This is a genomic window from Waltera intestinalis, assembly GCF_009695995.1.
Taxonomy (GTDB): Bacteria; Bacillota; Clostridia; order Lachnospirales; family Lachnospiraceae; genus Acetatifactor; species Acetatifactor intestinalis.
Map to the genome: position 1 here is coordinate 17,075 of NZ_VUMU01000020.1, position 18,529 is coordinate 35,603.

Here is an 18,529-nt window from a genome sequence, read left to right on the forward strand (position 1 = left end):
TTCTCATGACCGGTGCCTTCCCATCAGGCCCGTAATTTCCATACGAACTGCCGCAGTCTGTAGTACAGATAGAACCGCAGATCACTCTTTTTCTGCATGGCGATCAGCTTCTGTTCCTCTGTTCCGGTATGCTGCAGATAATATTTATTTTGGTCAAACTCCGGAAAATATTTTTCCATACCCTGACGTAATTCCCTGATAAAAGAAATCTTCGGCTTCTTCACACCACTCATATAAGAGAATAACGTGATCGCATAATACAGCTCCGTGAAACGGTATTCGATCTCCTGCCGGTATTCCGCAAGGAACCCCCTGTCTCTGCACTCGGTATATAAAAGCTCCGCCGCCTTCATGCGGTCCCTGCATTTTTCTTCCGTGATATGATGCACTGTGGATACCGCGTGCTGATAATAATAGTAAAGCGGCTCCTCCACTCTCGCAAAATGCCGGAAATACAGACTCCACAAAGGTCCCGCGCAATTATCCTCATAAAAAATATGTGCCGGAAAATCCAGCCGGTTCTCCCGGATCACACTGTGCTTATAAATCTTCAACACCATACTGCCGGGCCGGATAAACAGACTTTTATGCTGTTCCTCCGTCAGTTCCCCGGTCTGATCCGGTGTATTGTTGACGATCACTTTTCCGACCTCAAAGGTATGATGATCCACCAGACTGTAATCACAGCCGACCACATCCGCCCCGGTCTCTTCCGCCTTTTTTAACAGCTTCTCGTAATAATCGGGAGATACCCAGTCATCGCTGTCGATGAAGCCGATCCATTCTCCCTCCGCCACCTTCAATGCTTCGTTCTTCGCACCGCCCTGTCTGAGATTCACACGGTTCGGAAGGATACGCACCAGTTCGGGATATCTTTTTTCATAATCCAGCAGAATCTCCAGAGAATCATCGGTGGAAGCATCATCCACACAGAGGATCTCATAATCATACAGTCCCCGGATGGTCTGTCCCACCAGGCTGTCCAGACAGTAATTCAGTTTTCCCTCTGCCGCCATATTATAGACGGGTACGATGATACTCAGCTTTTTACTCATACCGTTCCGCGCTCCACTTTTGCCCTGCCGTCTTCTACCCGGTAGACAATGTCACATTTCTCAATGGTCTGCAATCTGTGTGCAATGATGATCAGCGTCTTGCGGCCGTGCAGCCTGTTGATGGATTCCATGATGGCTGCCTCCGTATCATTGTCCAGTGCGGAAGTTGCCTCATCCAGGATCAGCACCTCGGGATCATTGTACAGCGCTCTGGCAATACCGATACGCTGTCTCTGTCCTCCGGAGAGACGGATACCCCGCTCGCCGATACCGGTCTCTAAGCCTTCCGGCAGAGTCTTGATAAATTCATCCAGCTGGGCCTCTTTTAAGACTTCCCACAGTCTCTCTTCATCGATCTTATCTTCCGGCACACCGAAAGCCACATTTTTACGGATGGTATCATCCAGCATGAAGATCATCTGGGGAATATAGCCGATGTTTTTCAGCCATTTCCGGTAATTGCCGGGGTCCTTCACATCCACGCTGTCCGCATAGATATGTCCTGTACTGGGCTCCAGCAGTCCCAGCAGAATATCCACCACCGTGCTTTTGCCGGCGCCGGAGGTTCCCACGATACCTACGGAAGCTCCCACCGGGATCTTCAGATCTGCATGATCGAAGATCAGACGCTCTGTGTTGGGATATGCATAAGTAATGTCCTTCATCTGGATGCTTTCTTTCACATCCAGCTTCTCATCCTCATCGGTAGCAAAGGACATGTCAATATTCTGTCCGTTGATCTCGTCCTGCAGATTATCGCTGACTCCCATGAAGAAGGGTTCAAAATAGGCGATGGAATTGATCTGATTATTGATACGGTTGACACAGGGCAGTAGTACCAGTGCCGCTGCTGCCAAAGTTCCGAATACCGTCAGCATATTTTCCGTGGATACTCCGGTCGCCACGAGGAAGATCATGTAGCCCACCATTGTAGCTACACAGGCTGTCTCGATCAGCAGCTTCGGCACCTGATTATACAGACTGTAACGCTGTACGGCATCCACATATCCCTTACCGCACTTGCGATACTCGGATACGAAATACTGCTCCTTGCCGGAGATCTTCACTTCCTTAATTCCCTGTACCGTCTGGGAGATCCATTTGAACAGACTGCTGTAATAATCCTGATTATCCTTGCCTGCCTTGTACATGATCGGCTTCAGGACCCGCTTGATCAGCCACATCAGAAGCAGCAGTACCACCGCCATCAGGATCGTCATGGTACCACTGGAGATAAAGCAGTAGCTGATGACGAACAACGATACCACCGTATCGGACAACAGCTGTAAAAGTGCCAGGATCAGGGCATACATATTGTTTACATCCGAAGTGATGCTTCGCTGCACCACTGCTGTATCCGCATTCAGATAAAATTCATACCCGCGGCGCAGATAGTTGCGCATCATGCGCTCCGAGGTCCGGAACTGGTTCGTGTATACGAAAGATAATGTCAGCTTCTGCTGGAAATAAGTAAACAGATTCTTCACTACGAATACCAGGATCAGAAGTACCATGACAATGATGGAGAAAGTCCGGTAGCTTTCCACTCCCAGGATCTCATAGCAGGCTTCCGCCACCCGGCTGTGCTGAACCGCTTCGGGGTCAATGACGATCTGCATGACCTCCACCAGCATTCCCACGCCGGCGGTCTGCAAAAAGGCGCTGATCACCATAAGAAAGATCAATCCCACCATGGTTCTTTTCTGTTTTTGATCTAACAGGACTCGTAATTTCTTGATTATCTGTATCATCGATTCTCTCCAAACTTAAATCTGTTCGTTCTGTCTGTGGATCAGCGGATCCTCATAAGCATCCATGAAATCAGCCCCCAGACGTACCGCTTCCTCCGCAAAGGGGAGTCCCTTTACTTCCGTAAATACCGTGACCACCTTTTTGAAACGCAGTCCCGGGAAGAAATTCAGCATTTCCATGGGCATGGATGCATCAAACTGCGGATACTCCGCAAACAGCTTACGGTAATCCAGCAGATCCCTGGGATGCGGTTTCAGGAAGATGGTGCCTTCTTTCTCATACATTTTGATAATGTCACGGAAAATCCGTTCTCTGACATCCAGCGTACACAGAGGATCCGTGAGGATCAGGATCTTGTCCCCCACCCTGCTGCTCTCCGCGATCTGATATTCCAGTTCCTCTTTATTTCTGACAAAAGCCTGCAGGAGCAGCTGCTTGTCCTCTTCCGTCAACCGGTCCTCGAGCGGTTTTCTCGGTACTTCGATATATCTGGGGCAGGGATAACGGATGGCAGATATGTCATTGACTTCCATATCGATACAATATTTGCCGTAACCGTTCTGTACAAAGATCAGATTCAGATACATGGATAAAAAGGCCTTGAGCTTAAAATGGCCTCTGTTGTCATACCGGGCGGCATCGAAATTCTTCAGACAGTTCAGACCATCCTCCACTGCATGATAGCGGATATGATTCTGATTCAGATAATACCCGATGGGGTCGGAATCACAATAGACATAAATATCCTTGTATTCCTTCAGGTTCACCGGTACGTAAGGTGCCTCCAGTCTGGCATATTCCCGCGTAAAACGGATACGGTTCTTCAGATTCCCCAGGAAATTCCCGGTATCCAGGCGGTATTTTGCCAGCTCCGGGAAAAAGTCCTCTCTCTTCTCATCGAACTCCAGGACTTCCTCAAACAGGCCCGTGCTCTCCACCCGGGCCTTCAGATTTTCGAAATTGTTGGACATTTTGGACAGCACTAAAGTAGCAGTTCCCGCTTTCCTCGCAGGATCTGCCTCTGCCCGTATTTTTAACTCTTTTAAAAACGTCACATATGCATGATAGTAAGTGTGACATATATAAATTCTGTCTTTCATCCTATTTTCCAATTCAAGGTATTTTATTTTTCTATTTTATCATATTTTTCAAACATCGAAACAGAAACCTGTATTTTCTTAACAAAATTTAAGATTTGTATGCTATAATATAGCAAACTTACTTAGCCTTACTTAGGAGATTCCCATGAAAAACTTTTTGATAACTCATCCATTCTATAAAAAAATACTCCTCGCTGCTATCTGGCTGATCCTCGTGTGCGGTATCGTCATCGTTCTGAAAAAAGAAATCTCTCCCGTGATCGCCATTGATTCCCTCACCGTATCTTACCCGGACACAACCTTGGAAATTTTACCCGGTGCTACGATAGAAGAGGATATTGCCTGGGATAGATCCACCCTCGAAAGTATCGATCTTGCTTTTTCCTATACGGATGATGTATGGCAGGACACCCAGGTCAAAGTCTCCGTTTTCCGGGATGATGCCGTCATCATGGAACAGGTTCTGAACCTGACCTCTCTGCCGGCGGACCGTTATGTAAACTTCTGTCTCGATCAGACACACTGCGCAGGAAGCACCTTTACTGTCCGCATCGAGAATCTATCCGACGCCCCTTCTTCGGCATTCCGCATGTTATGCACAGATAATGCACACTATTATCTGGATAGCGTGTCCGATTATCGTCTGGACGGAAAAGAACAAAACAGCCGTCTTTTATGCCAGATGTACTATATTCAATCTTATTCTTTTTATAAGGGCATTGTCGGTATCTCCTGGCTGTTGCTCCTTGGTATTGCCCTGAGTGTCATTATTTTGCGTTTACCGGATCGCCAGTGAGTAATCGGCATTCACTGTAATGATCTGATAATTTCTATGCATCATTTCCTCTTCATATTTGATGGCGATCAGATACACGCCATCTTCCACAGCCTCATCCAGGGTCTGCACATACCGGTAACCGGTAAAGCTCTCCGGATTTTCCCATCCGGGAACCCCTGTATATACTACGGAATTCAGATAGTCTGTAACAGGTATTTTTTTCTCCCAGAGAATGGTCGCAAAATTAATCGTGCCCGGTTCTACGATTGTAAATTCTCCATTCTCACTTACCGATCTCGCCATTTCAATTGCTTCTTCTGCCTCTCTTCCGACAAAATAGGAGGCATATTCCTCACTGTCTTTCACATACCAGACCGCAAATATTCCAAAGGAAAACAACAGCATTCCCATACATATACCGGAAAATACTTTGCTTTTTAAATAACTGCATACCTTGTAAATGCCATATGCCCCATAAAAAATAATGGGAATATGAATGAGATTGGTATGTATTACCGTAACTATTTCATTCAGCACACACATAACCGCTGCACTGCCCAGCCAGAACAGCATAACATACTCCAAAGGCTTTTTCTCAAGCCTCCGACTGCGAACTATGCCGGTCAGCTGCAGGACGATCCCAAGCATCCAGAACGGTGCTGTGAAAAAGTAATATGCCCCTGTCTTTGCGCAGGCTGTATGAGCGGCACCATCATATTGTCTCAACAGCATCTTGCACACCATTTTTGCACTGTCTATCATATGGGCAATGTTGATCTCTTCTCCCCGGAACGCAAGTAATCTGGGGATAGAGAAAAATCGGGTTTTAATCTCCGGCAAAAGATTCAGATTCACACCTACAAAATACAATAACGGACTTGCTATGACAGCTAATACCAGAATTGAAACCCACAGATGTTTTCCATAAGGAATGCTTTTCCGATAAAACAGCAGAAATAGCAGCAGAAACAACGGCACCACGATCCAGCTTTGAGCATAACTGTAGAGCGTCAATCCAAAAAATGCAGCCGCAGCCGGAAGATACCCGGAGTTTTTCCTGATCCCCAGTACAAGCAGGGTAAGTGAGATCAGAAACATCGCGGGTGCCAGGTTTGACTCCAGTGCGAACCGGTTGATCATGATATTCCAGGGATTGATCGCCAGCAGAAAAGAAAACAGAAGTCCGAATTTTTCATTCAGCAGTTCTCTTCCCAACACATATGCTGCCAGCACTCCCAAAATACCAAAGAGCGCCTGCGGTATACGATATACCATAGTCGTAGCGCCAAACAGCCACAGGAACGGAATAGACAGATACGAATACAACGTATTCATTCCGCTTCCCCACGCAATAAAATACACCGGAAAGCCATACCCTCTGTTATCCATTCCTTCTGTCATAAGTGTCCATGCATTATACGCAGCACATGCCTCATCCGGAAGGATACCCTCCGGTATTTTTCCTAAGCCTGCCAATCTTGTCACTGCTGCCACTCCTAAGATCATCAGCAGCATTCCATACTTTTTCATAAATGTTTTTTCTTTCATTCTGCTTCCTTCACTACGCAATACACCCAGATTCCCCAATAAGAGTCGTCCGTTTCATAATAGCCCACGAGTTCCAGACCCATGCGTTCGGCATCACCGATCTCGGCACCGGAAAACAGGTATTCACATCCCAGTTCCCGTAATGCATCCATATCGAACTCCAGTCCTTCATACACCAGGGTATTGCCCTTTTTCAGTTGCATATAATTACCGGTAATATTGTTGAATAGATAACACCGGTTTCCCCACAGGTCAAAGTATACCCGTACTTCCTCATTTTTCTCCAGCTCTGCTGCAATAACTTCTCGAAAGCGGTGCTTATATTCCAGAGGATAATTATTGGAATATCCATCCACCGTATAAAAACCATGCATCAGGGACGGAGCCGGACTGATCCCCAAATGTGCCACACGGTAAGTACTCTTGTCCCGGCCGATAGCATCGTCTATTTCCTGCATCAGATCCTCTGCAAACCAGCTCTCCCAGGAAATATATCCCGTGACACCTGAGCCGTTATTGATCTGGTTCACATTCAGATACATGCCGGAATTTACTTTTAAAAGCTGTAGTGTCGGCAACAGACAGAAACAGATCACTGCCAGTTTTCCCAATAAAACAGGATTTCCTATGCCCGGAAGCTTCATCCTCCAAAGCACTGCTGCCGCCAGCGCAAATTCCAGATACCATCCCGCCGGATATAGCCAGTAAAAACGATGTATCTGAAAATAACGTAAAAATCCGGATACACTGTTTTTGAAATTTGAGACAAGTGTTGCGTGGCAGAATGCATAAAACAGGGCAATCGCAATCAATAGCAAAAAGTTCGCCACGGCTGCCTTATAAATCTTTCTATCCGTCACATCCTTTTTGCAAAAAGCTCCCAAGATCAGAAATAGTATGATCGGTAAAATCAAATACTTATGTAATGACGGTGCATGCTGCGCACTGTTTTGAAATACATCCAAGAAAGTTTTCCAAAATGGCATAGCGGAAGACACCATTTCCTCCCGATGGCTGACATAGCTGCCGGTTCCGAACAGAATCTCCCGGATCAATGCCCGGTTTACCAATACATATATCACAAAAAGTACTGCAAATCCAATCGTGAACCACTGATTCTTTTTCTTTTTTGCAAGTGCATAAACAAGTGCGATCACCCAGAATCCCAGTACCACATATCCTATATATACCAGATGGCTGGTCAGACCGAATACTACCGTGATCAGTAATCCCCAGATCACATTTTTTTGTTTCCACAGACACAGTGCTCCGTATAGTATCAGTGGAATACCGAATTCTGACAGGCCATAGACCGGATATAACGGCAGTACACAGAAACTGCCGCCCGCAATCATCGCGAGAATACTGCTGTCCGTAATCTCTTTCACCAACAGATACATCCCCGAAAATGCCAATAGGAAACAGATGATATACTGTGTAAGGAACGCCGTTCTTGCAGAAATCAGGCGATACAGTGGCAAGAAAAGAACTGCTGACGGCTGCATGCCGCTGGCATTAACTCCGTTTAACATCTCGGGATATATTGTGCTGCCATCCCACAGATGCCGCGCCGGAAGCATATAGTTCATGATACTTTCATCCAGCTGATCGTTGATCTCAAAGATACATCCGTCTCCCAGGGCAAAATATGGCAGAAAAAATACAACTGTAATCAGAATACCGATCCACCACAAAGTACAATGATCCAGATGTTGTATCAGCACATCTGTTTGTTTTAAAATCGTAAATACCTTTTTGTGTAACTTATTCACTGTTTTACTCCTGCATTTTTTCTGCTTCACACATCTTATTTCCTGTTTTTCCATTCATAAGTTCTCTATATGTAAACAGACACCACAATGCCAACATCATTCCTGAAAAAAGCGGGGTAATATCGCCATTATCATACAGATAAAAGCCATAGCTTACTGTACTCATAAGTATTGAGGCAACCGCATACGGTAAGTATTTTTTATTGACTGCCACCAACATGATCCACATAATATCAAGCAAATAATTGTATCTTTCATGCATATTGGGCAAATACAGCGTACAAGTCCAATGAATCCAACACGCAAATCCAAAGAAATCTTCTCTGTTGTCCAGTTTTTTCTTTCCGCTCATAACAAGGTACAGACCGATTCCCAAAATCATCATCGTCATTGCAACCGCATAACTCTCCAGACGGTCACAATCTCCACCAACGAACATCCACACACTCGGAATATGGAAATACATCGCTCTGTGCTGGTCGGTCTGCCACAAATATATTCCAAAAGCATCCAACAGATTTCGTCCTAGAAGATATACCGGTAAACCTGTCAGCCAAAAGACAAAAATTGCCAAAAGAAATTTTGAAATACTAAATTTCTTTTTATAAAAATACAGACAAACATAAAACGGGAATATAAAAATAGTCTGCAGTTTAAAAGCAAAGGCAATTCCCAGATAAATAAAAGATCTATTATATTTTTCTTCATAAAGATTGATCAATGAAAGCACTGCAAAAAAAGAAAAAATAGAATCACATTGACCCCAATAGGCGGAATTCAGCACTACTGGGGGCAGCAAAAGCACAATTGCATACACCGCCTGGAATATTGCAGAATCCCGTTTTTCTCGCTTGATCTTGCAGGCAAAATCCGCTACTGCAAATGCCAAGAGATAATCAAAAGCAATAGACAGGACCTTGATCATATACATTGGTTTCCAGGGAATATAGGTCATCAGAGCCATCAGTTCCTGATATAAAATATTGTATTCACCGACTTGATTCTTCAGAGTAAAAAAACCCTGCTCCGTCATTTGATCATACCAGGGCAACAGGTAAAAAGACATATCTCCAGATATCAGTGTTCTGCCCTGAAATCGAATCCAGGCACCCAGTACACTTATAATCAGGAAAAACATAATTCCCCTGTATTTCGTTATTATATTCATTATTTTTTCTTCTGCTTTTGTCATATCTTCCTCTCATTCTTGTATTTTTAGAAATGTACAATAATGTACTCACCTTTATCTACGATATATCCATCCTGTGGATATTCCGGCAGATTCAGTGACTCTTCTTCCGCCTCCGCATATCTGTCGATATCCCCGCAGGCCACCAACCGGTGTCCGTGCATTTCAAAAAATCTCACCAGCTCCGCATCGGAATCAAAGGCATAACGTCCCCAGTCAATGACCGACAATGCCGGTGTCTGCGCCACCCACACACCTTTAGAACCACGATTGTATTTATCCAGCAGATCCGGATCGATGAGATCCGTAAGTCGTTTCATCTTATAATATCTGCTATCGCCGTAGCTTACATAGGCATCCTTGATGATGCTGTAGGGAATTTCATAATTCCCCGTGAAGATCACCGGCTTCGATGTATCGAAATCCCGTTCCAGATCCAGTGCGATCTGATCGACCGTCTTCACCGCCGCATCGTATTTCTGCCTGTCGATATAGAACCATTTCGTCATATCCATGCACTGGTTCCAGGTGATCACCGCCAGCACTGCCACCGCGATACCACGCGTCCCCAGACAGAGTCTGCGGTGCACACCACGTCCGGGACTTCCCGTAAGTTCATAGATGATATAGGCAAATAACAGTGCTCCGTAACCGCAGAAAATGGGCAAAAACTGTGCCGAACGGTACAGTGTTGCCTTTCCTTCGATAAATAACAGCGAAAATGCCGCCAGATAAGTCACCGGCAGGAGGATCAGTGCCCACAGATCTCTGCCGCGGATCACCCGCACCAGGGTAACCACTGTAATTACGACCGCCGATAACACAAAAATCCGGATTGGCAGATAAGCATAAGCAAACACACCGTACAATACAAAAGTACGTTTCAGGATCATGATCAGCTCACCGAAGGCTCCGGGCTGCACCATCCAGCCTAACATCTCCGTCACGGAACGCTGTACTGCTTCACCCTGCAGATATTCCAGATGAAATGCCTTTGTAAGCACTACGATCATCAAGCTTCTCAGGAGCACTGCAGCCAGAGCCGCCAAAGCCCCTCCTGCCAGTGTACCAAAGACTCCCCTCTCCCCGGTCCGGGCTGTGCGCTCCGTTCCCAGACAGATTCTCTCTGACAGCAGCAACAGCAGAAGTCCCGCCAGCCACAGGATCATAAAGGATTCATAACAGCCCATGGCAATCCATAAAAATACCGCCGCTGCCGCAAGCTTCGTCACAGTCCGGCAGTCCGGCTTCTCCCAAAGACCGGATCCCTTGCGCGGCTTCCGCATACTGTTCTGCCACTCCCTCATAAAGCACAGACTGACTGCGCAGCTCAGATATCCGATGGCTATCCCATTGTGGAGAAAATACGTAAATACTTCGCTGATCAACGGGCAGGATACAAATACTGCCGCGAAAAAGGCATATCCCGTCACCGGGATCTTCTCACCGAACACCGAATAGAACAATGCCGACCACACGATTGCTGCCGCTATGAGAAGAATTACCGCTGCAAAATCCGTTACAAACGGAACAAATTCCGCCAGAGTTATCACTTTATTCAGCAGAAACAATACCCACCGCCCCACAATGGCGATCAGTCCCTCTTCGAAATAGTATAAAGATGGGGTGTCATCGATGCCGATGGTAACATTTGTCACCTTATAGCCGTAAGCACATACTGCTGTAAGCAGCAGGATTCCCATATACAGCCGGTTCTTGCAAAGCTTATGAATCATCCCGTTCCAGTCTGCTGTTGTTTTCGTTTCTCTGTATTTCTCCATTCCTTTTTGTCTGCCCCTGTTCCTGATCTTATCGCTGCTCTATCGTCTTCGCTCCAATCGATAAATCACAAAATCATAATACATATAATGGAATTCCAGCGCTTCTTCGTAGTCATATTCGTCTTCCAGTTCATTGGGTGTCCCACCCTGAAAACAGATATACCAGAGATTCTCGTAGGAATCCAACTGGCTGTAATCCGTGAGTGCATCCGTATTGACGAAAGGAAGACTGTATAATTTATAGCCGATGATATAATAATGCAGCTCCGGATGATATACATTCAGGAAAATCGTATGCGTATAAGGTCCGATGACCGCATCGTTGTCCGTCATCTGTGTCTCCGCAAAATTCTCATAAATCTCCAGGCCTCCGTCATACTCCAGACGGATCTCCGAGCTGTACTGGATCAGGAAACACAGACAGGCCGTACCGAGGATGCCACCGGCCCACCATTTTCTCCCGTTTGTGCCACTGCTCTCCAGGATCTGTGCAAATCCCACCGCGTACCACAGCATGACGAAACCCATGCCCGGGAATGCATAGCGCCCCATGAAACAATTATTGACGGTAGCAGAGATCGCCCCTCCTACGATCCCGGTGAGAGCAAACGCCGCTGCCGCAATGGCCGGAGCTGCATTATGATGCTGACGTACCCAGTCCACGGCACCATAACTCAATATCAGGCACAGTGCCGTTCCCAACAGCACCACAATGCCGATGGGTGTCTCCACCGCGGAAAACCATTCCTTGAAATAATCCATCACAGAATTCAGGGTCGCCAGTTCTGCGGTAGAACCGTCATCATAACGCATCCGCAGGATGAACTGTCTGCAGGTCACCGCCAGCCAGGGGGAGAACACGATCGCCACTGTGAATCCGGAGATGAAAAATCCCTTTACCAGATCCTTTCTGCGGCAGATCAGGATCGCCGCCAGGAAAAGCATATAAAATAAAAAAGTCTGTATCAATGCAAACGTATGACAGTACACCGTGCATATGCTCGCCACACAGAACACGATCCATTTTCTCCGGGTTGCTTCCCGATAAATATCATAAGCCGCAAGTCCCGCCAGTGTCAGGAAAAACAATGCCATGGCATACATCCGCACATTTCCCGCCTGCACACTGAAAATAGGCATCAGCAGGGAAAATGTCATAAAATATACCGAAATCTTCCGATCGAACAGCTTCTCCACGTAATATTTTCCCAGCAGCATATATCCGGTCATAAAAAGTACAGACAAAAGCTTCAGTGACCAGAAATGCGTTCCACCGCCGCACAGATGATAAAACAGCTTCAGGATGACATAATAGAACGGCGAATGATCATCCGTCGCCGTAATATAGATCAGCCGTTTCCAGGGCAGAGATACCATCGACGCTGAATACGCTTCATCATACCAGAGGTTATTCCGGATGCCGAAAGCTCCCCAGAGGAGCAGTGCGATCACCGGAAGCGCATGCCACAGCAGCAGCCATCCTTTTGTCCGTATAAAATTATCTGTTTTCCTGCTGCATGTCTCCATGGAACCTTCTGTCCTTCCGCTTCCTATCTTCTTATATTCCCTGACTTTAATACCTGCGATACAGCACCATATCCGCATCTCTTCCCAGTTCTTCATACTCTTGTTCGCGGCACTGCTCATCGATCTCTCCGCCGCTTACCGTAGCCAGATATCTGCTCTGAAGCTCCGTCAGATGCTCCAGAAGATATTCTTTCTCACAGCAGCTGATACCAAATCCTTCCGGTGCCCCATACAGAAGCTGCCATTTCAGATTTTGGTTGCCCTCCGGTGTATCGTCCCCGAAGGTCCAGATCACCACATTATCGTAATTCGGTACCTGATCGGTATTCATGACCAGCTTCTCTGCGAAGATCTGTCTCCAGTATTCCACCTGTGCTTCCCGGTCCTCCGTGACATACGGTACTTGATAATCATAAGGCTCCACTGCCTTGTAACTGTACAGATACAGGAAAGCCGCTCCCAAAAGCACCGCTTTCTTATAGTATCTGGTCTGGAGCATACTCACGATGAAAATTCCCGCCGCAATAAAAGTCAGGAAATGTTTGCTTCCTTCCACCATTTTATACATCAGCAGATGGGCAAACAGCATCGCGATCAGACTGAAGGCGAAATGCACTTCTATGATCAGCTGGTTACGCAGCCCGGCCTGTTTCTCCCTGCGGTATGCTCTGAGATCCAGAAAACTCTGCACCAGCAGAATGGCAAGCAGCAACAGATAACCGTCAAAAAAGGCTCCGGAAGCCAGACCGCTCTTCGCACCCGACACACAATGCCTGTAGAATTCCAGGCCCTTCCAGTGCAGCGTTCCGAAGAAATTCCGGAAGCCGGCACCAATGCCGTCGGTGAAAAACGTCGTGATCCAGTCTGTATAGAAAAGCGGGGTAAAATATTCCGCGCCCAGATAGTGCTTGATCAGCACATACACCACTCCCGTGACAGCCACCACGGAAACGGAAACGATCCATCCGCTCTTACGGCTTCTACGGATCCGGAAAAAGCAGGCCAGCAGCAAAAACAAAAGCATGTACGGCCGCATCAGGGTCAACAATACCGAGACAATAAACATGGCAATCAGCTTGCCCTTTGTCTCCTTATTCAGATAGGAAAAAGCCAGTCCGTAGAACAGGATCAGCATGCCAAAGCAGATGACCTCCGGCATACCGGACAGCATGTATCTGGTGAACAGTGTGTACAGGCTGAAAAGCACCGTCAGGATGCCCAGCTGTTTCCAGGTGGGTTTCACCAGCCATACGAACACGAACATGGTGATCGTCAGCAGTACGATATTACAGATCACCGGTGACAGCAGATTCCAGCCGAACACCAGTCCCCACAGGATCCAGGGAAATACCAGCACGGGACTCCAGGCTGCGAAAGACAGCTGCAGTGCATGACTTTCGTTAAATCCGAAATATCCTCTGGGAAATCCGTATTTCACAATGCTTTCCACCTGTTTAAAATAAAACAGTTCATCGTTCCATTCCGAAGAAGGCAGATACACCTGGCCGATGCTCCTCCCCTCTGCCGCCGTCCGCACCAGACAGCACACCACGGGAAGCAGTGCCATCAGTACCGCCTTCACCAGCGTCAGATATCTTTTATCCTGTTTCCACCAGTCCGTAAATTGCTCTTTCTTCATAAAAATATTTCTCTCCCTATTCCTCCAGATGGATCTTCTCACGGATCACATACTGGGGAGAATTATTCATGCTGATGTAGATACGTCCCACATATTCTCCGATCAGTCCCAGCATGATCATGATCATGCCGCCGAAAAATACCAGTGCCGCCATCAATGCGCTGAATCCCATAGGGACATTGGGATTCACCAGCCTCTTGATGATCGTATAGATTCCATAGAGAAAACCCAGTCCTGCGAAGCCCACACCGAGAGAAGTGGCGATCCGCAGCGGTTTCACGGAAAATGCCGTAAATCCGTTGAACCATAATCCCAGCAGCTTCTTGAGCGTATAACCGGAATTGCCCTCTTCCCGCTCTCTGTGACACACCGGCACGTTGGTAATGTTTTTCGTGGCACGGAGCACCAGTCCGATGACATAAGGATACGAATTCTCATAGCGGATCATATCCTCCACCACGAATCTCTTCACCGCAAAATAGCTGGAAATATACAGATTCGCGGGCTTGTTTAACATCATACGCGTCATCAGCTCATTGACCTTGCTGCCCAGATTCCGGAATGCGGAGTGCTGCTTGTGTTCATAACTGGCATAGACAGCATCAAAGCCTTCCTCCAGCTTATTTAGCAGCTTATCCACTTCATCGGCAGGGGTCTGTCCGTCATCATCCAGGCACACCACATAATCTCCGTCGGAATGTCTAAGTCCCGCCATCAGTGCCGCATGCTGTCCGAAATTCCTGGCGAATCCGATGCCCTTGATATTATCGTATTTTTCACACAGATCCCGGATCGTTTCCATGGTATTGTCCGGTGATGCATCATTCACCAGAAAAATATCATACGTATACTGTGTCAGTTCCTGCATTTTTTCACGGATCTCCGTAACTACATGGGGCAGCGTATGCTCCGAACGGTAGCAGGGGATCACAAAACTTACTTTTTTTATTCTGTCCATTTTTTGTTGCTTGCTCCTTCTTAATCTGCCGGATTCACGGCTGCCATCCAGACAATATCCCGGTACACACCGTCAATACACACATCGTCTCTTAACAGTCCTTCTCTGACGAATCCTGCCTTTTCATAGCTTCGGATGGCCTGCAGGTTCTCCGACAATGCCCGCAGGTAGACCCGGTGCAACTTTTCCTGCTCAAAACAGTACCGTAACATCAGCTTCGCCGCCGCTGTGCCGATCCCGCGGCCTCGGGCGCTCTCTTCTCCGATGAAGATTCCATACTCCGCTTTATTGTGATGTCTGTCAATATCCCGGATATACACAGATCCGAGGGGAGTATCCCCTTCCAGATCACAGATGATCATCTGCACCACATCTCCGGTCTCCACATGTGTCCGGATCCAGTGCTCATGGGACTGTCTGGTAAAAAGCTCCTGATAGATAAAATTTTTGCGCACGGCATCGCTGTTACGCCATGCCACGATCCGGTCCGTATCCTCATGGGTCATGAGGCGCAGATAGATCCCGGCCTGCGTATCCCGATAGTTCTCAGAAATTGCTTTCGATGTTTTATTTTCCGATGTTTTATTTTCTGCTGTTACGGTCTGCATTGTGATCTCCTTACTGTCTGTAAGCATTGCACAGTTCGATGACTCTCCGGATCTCATCCTCCCGCATCTCGGGGAACAGAGGCAGTGTCACACAGTGTGCTGCCAGATATTCCGCATTGGGGCAGTCTCCCGGCTGATATCCCAGATCCTCATATGCCTTCTGCAAATGACAGGGAACCGGATAGTGCATGTTGCACTCCACATCATGATCTGCCATATAGCGGATAAAGTCCTCATGATCCGGCACCGTGATGACGAACAGGTGGAACACCGGTGTGGTGTTCTCCGGATGACGCTGCATGGTGATCAGAGGATTGGTGATCTCCCGGATATAGCGGTGTCCGATCTCCTGACGTCTCTTCGTCCACTCCGGCAGGTATTTCAGGCTTACGCTCAATACCGCACCCTGCAGTCCCTCCAGTCGATAATTATAACCAATCTCATCATGATAATAACGCACATCGCAGCCCTGATTTTTCAGGCGGTCAATATGCTTATAGTACTCTTCCTTCTCACAGGTGACACTTCCGCCTTCTCCGAAAGCATAGAGATTTTTGCCCGGATAGAAGCTGAAGCATGCCAGGTCTCCCAGGGTTCCCACATTTTTCCCCTCAAACTGTGCCCCATGGGCCTGTGCACAATCCTCCACCACGAACAGACCGTGACGGTCTGCGATCTCGCGCACGCCTGCATAATCGAAAGGCTGACCGTAGAGATGGACACCGATGATCCCCTTCGTCCTCTCTGTGATCTTCGCCTCCAGCACGGAAGGATCGATCTCCCAGGTATCCGGCGTACAATCTGCGAACACCGGCGTGGCTCCCGTATAGCTGACGCCCCATGCCGTGGCAATGTAGGTATTCGCCGGTACGATGACTTCATCTCCCGGTCCCACTCCCAGAGCCAGCATGGCCAGATGTAAGGCAGAAGTACCGTTGTTCACACCACTGGCATATCGGCTTCCCACATAAGCGGCAAACTCTTTGTCAAACGTATCCGCATATTTTCCGCCGGAAAAGGCGGTCTCCCTGCATACCTTCTCAATAGCCTCTCTGTAGGCATCCGCATGTGCCTCTACATCTCTCGTCAGATCGATTCTCTTAATATGTGCCATTCTGTCGTCCTTCTTTCGCTTATATGTGCTTTTTGATATAAAACTCGTTGAATAACCTTGCGATCTGTACCAGATAATTACAGATCGTCTTGAATACCTTAACGGTAGTATTATAGTCTTCCTGCCACTCCACCGGATAATCCAGTATGGTCACGCCTCTTTTCTCCGCCCGGAGCAGGAATTCGATCATGTAGAACCATCCGTTATCCCGACTGCAGCCCTCGATCAGTGAAAGTGCCGTCTCTCTGCGGACAAACGTGAATCCGCAGATGGCATCTGTGGATTTCATCCGTAAGAACAGCTTTAAAAGAATCAAAAGTCCCTGCGACGTGATCCTGCGGTACCATTTTCTGCCCCTGGTATCGGATTCTCTGGCAAAACGGCTGCCGTTGATATATTGGATCTCGGGCTGCGTCTCGAAGAGATGAATCGCCTCTCCCAGATGCCTGATATTGGTGGAAAGGTCGATGTCCATATAGCCTACCACATCGCCGTGGCTTACTTCCACACCTCTGCGGAATGCGGCGCCCACACCGCGGACATTGATCCTCTCATATCTTACTTTATCATATTTTTTACACAGCTTTTCTGCGATCTGCGGTGTCTCATCCTCGGAACCGTTATCCACGATAATGATCTCATAGTCTTCAAAAGCAATGCTTTGCAGATATTCCACCGTGCGGGTCACACCGTTCTCTAAGCGCAGACGTTCATTTAATACCGGAAAAATAATCGTAAACATCATTTTGTCAGTTTTTCCACTCCTTCTATCACATAGCGCTGTCTCTTAAAACTCATATTCAGGATCACGGACAGATATTTGAAGATCAGTGTCAGCATGACGGACATCATGAAAAATCCAAACGATATCAGCGTCATGAGACTCATCCAGCCTTCCACGGGACGTACCGTGCTGAAGATCGAATACACGATCCAGGCAAACATGATCATCATCACAGAAAACAGGATCACACTCACCAGCATAGAGAACTTCTCCAGGACATTGGTGAAAATGATCAGCGTATCCAGTGCCAGGCTGCTGCGGGTACTGCGCTCCTCCCGGTTCCTGGCGCCGCCTGCCTTCTTTTTATTCTCATAGACCAGCGTATCCGCCCTTAGTCCGCAATTCATATACATCGCCTTGCGGTAAGGAATGTACGCATTCATCTGATTCACACGGTTCACTGCGCGGCGGGATATGATACGGAATCTCTCCTGACGCAGCTTGTGGGTATTGCGGCTTCCCAGATTATATACTGCATAGAACAGCCTCGAGGTCAGTGCCACATCTCTCCTCGGAGCGGCTGCCACCACATCATAGCCTTCCAGCGCTCTGTAATAAACATCCATGATCAGTGACGGCTCAAAATCCGGCAGGCATCTGTCGAATTCGAACAGGAAGTCTCCTACTGCCAGGTCTCTTCCGGCATTCATGGCCATCTCGACTCCCTGATAAAAGCTTAAATTGATCATGCTCACCACATGATTTCCACTGCTTTCTTCCAGAAATTGATGGATCTCCTCAATGGTATTGTCCATGCAGCAGTCATTCACACAGACGATCTCATATTTTTCAAAATGTTCTTCCATAGTGCCACAGACCGTATTCAGAAAATCACGGATATGCGCACCGTCGTTGTGCAGATACAGCACGCAGGATACAAAATTTTTCTCTTTATTCAGGATTGCGGTTCTCTCCATAACGTTT

At 47.3% G+C, this 18,529-nt stretch carries 15 protein-coding genes; 1 reads left to right on the forward strand and 14 read right to left on the reverse strand.

Features of this window, described 5'->3' with window-relative positions; translation table 11 throughout:
* Nucleotides 1–23: 23 nt before the first annotated feature.
* The 3 genes from FYJ59_RS12955 to FYJ59_RS12965 are packed head-to-tail and all read right to left on the reverse strand — an operon-like array spanning nucleotide 24 to nucleotide 3,907.
* Nucleotides 24–1,055, reverse strand: coding sequence for a glycosyltransferase family 2 protein (locus tag FYJ59_RS12955; RefSeq protein WP_118692427.1), 1,032 nt, complete (start codon nucleotides 1,053–1,055; stop codon nucleotides 24–26).
* Complete coding sequence (locus tag FYJ59_RS12960; RefSeq protein ID WP_154498495.1) at nucleotides 1,052–2,806, reverse strand: ABC transporter ATP-binding protein; 1,755 nt, start codon at nucleotides 2,804–2,806, stop codon at nucleotides 1,052–1,054. Before FYJ59_RS12960 ends, FYJ59_RS12955 begins: the two co-directional genes overlap by 4 nt.
* Nucleotides 2,807–2,821: 15 nt before the next feature.
* Nucleotides 2,822–3,907, reverse strand: coding sequence for a glycosyltransferase family 52 (locus FYJ59_RS12965; RefSeq protein WP_154498502.1), 1,086 nt, complete (start codon nucleotides 3,905–3,907; stop codon nucleotides 2,822–2,824).
* Nucleotides 3,908–4,052: 145 nt separating this feature from the next.
* Between FYJ59_RS12965 and FYJ59_RS12970 the strand changes: the two genes are divergently transcribed.
* Nucleotides 4,053–4,703, forward strand: a complete 651-nt coding sequence (locus tag FYJ59_RS12970; RefSeq protein ID WP_154498505.1) for a hypothetical protein — start codon at nucleotides 4,053–4,055, stop codon at nucleotides 4,701–4,703.
* Here FYJ59_RS12970 and FYJ59_RS12975 read toward each other — a convergent pair.
* From FYJ59_RS12975 to FYJ59_RS13025, 11 genes are all read right to left on the reverse strand, one after another.
* Nucleotides 4,686–6,233, reverse strand: coding sequence for an ArnT family glycosyltransferase (locus FYJ59_RS12975; protein WP_154498508.1), 1,548 nt, complete (start codon nucleotides 6,231–6,233; stop codon nucleotides 4,686–4,688). The two genes, FYJ59_RS12970 and FYJ59_RS12975, sit on opposite strands and share 18 nt — an antisense overlap.
* Complete coding sequence (locus tag FYJ59_RS12980) at nucleotides 6,230–8,005, reverse strand: DUF6044 family protein (protein ID WP_154498512.1); 1,776 nt, start codon at nucleotides 8,003–8,005, stop codon at nucleotides 6,230–6,232. Before FYJ59_RS12980 ends, FYJ59_RS12975 begins: the two co-directional genes overlap by 4 nt.
* A gap of 4 nt (nucleotides 8,006–8,009) precedes the next feature.
* Nucleotides 8,010–8,969, reverse strand: a complete 960-nt coding sequence (locus FYJ59_RS12985) for a glycosyltransferase 87 family protein (protein WP_205839548.1) — start codon at nucleotides 8,967–8,969, stop codon at nucleotides 8,010–8,012.
* 251 nt (nucleotides 8,970–9,220) lie between these two features.
* A complete protein-coding gene (locus FYJ59_RS12990) occupies nucleotides 9,221–10,975 on the reverse strand; it encodes a glucosyltransferase domain-containing protein (protein WP_154498519.1) in 1,755 nt (584 codons plus the stop codon).
* 39 nt (nucleotides 10,976–11,014) lie between these two features.
* A complete protein-coding gene (locus tag FYJ59_RS12995) occupies nucleotides 11,015–12,622 on the reverse strand; it encodes a glycosyltransferase family 39 protein (protein WP_154498521.1) in 1,608 nt (535 codons plus the stop codon).
* Nucleotides 12,549–14,141, reverse strand: a complete 1,593-nt coding sequence (locus FYJ59_RS13000; RefSeq protein ID WP_154498523.1) for a hypothetical protein — start codon at nucleotides 14,139–14,141, stop codon at nucleotides 12,549–12,551. The genes FYJ59_RS12995 and FYJ59_RS13000 overlap by 74 nt, the downstream gene beginning before the upstream one ends.
* Nucleotides 14,142–14,157: 16 nt before the next feature.
* Nucleotides 14,158–15,099, reverse strand: a complete 942-nt coding sequence (locus FYJ59_RS13005; RefSeq protein WP_022152884.1) for a glycosyltransferase family 2 protein — start codon at nucleotides 15,097–15,099, stop codon at nucleotides 14,158–14,160.
* 20 nt (nucleotides 15,100–15,119) lie between these two features.
* Complete coding sequence (locus FYJ59_RS13010) at nucleotides 15,120–15,707, reverse strand: GNAT family N-acetyltransferase (protein WP_205839549.1); 588 nt, start codon at nucleotides 15,705–15,707, stop codon at nucleotides 15,120–15,122.
* A 10-nt stretch (nucleotides 15,708–15,717) separates the two neighbouring features.
* The gene (locus FYJ59_RS13015) at nucleotides 15,718–16,821 is read right to left on the reverse strand and encodes a DegT/DnrJ/EryC1/StrS family aminotransferase (protein ID WP_154498527.1); all 1,104 of its coding nucleotides are present in this window, start codon (nucleotides 16,819–16,821) and stop codon (nucleotides 15,718–15,720) included.
* 19 nt (nucleotides 16,822–16,840) lie between these two features.
* Nucleotides 16,841–17,566, reverse strand: a complete 726-nt coding sequence (locus FYJ59_RS13020) for a glycosyltransferase (RefSeq protein ID WP_154498529.1) — start codon at nucleotides 17,564–17,566, stop codon at nucleotides 16,841–16,843.
* The gene (locus tag FYJ59_RS13025; protein ID WP_154498532.1) at nucleotides 17,563–18,522 is read right to left on the reverse strand and encodes a glycosyltransferase; all 960 of its coding nucleotides are present in this window, start codon (nucleotides 18,520–18,522) and stop codon (nucleotides 17,563–17,565) included. Before FYJ59_RS13025 ends, FYJ59_RS13020 begins: the two co-directional genes overlap by 4 nt.
* Nucleotides 18,523–18,529 lie beyond the last annotated feature (7 nt).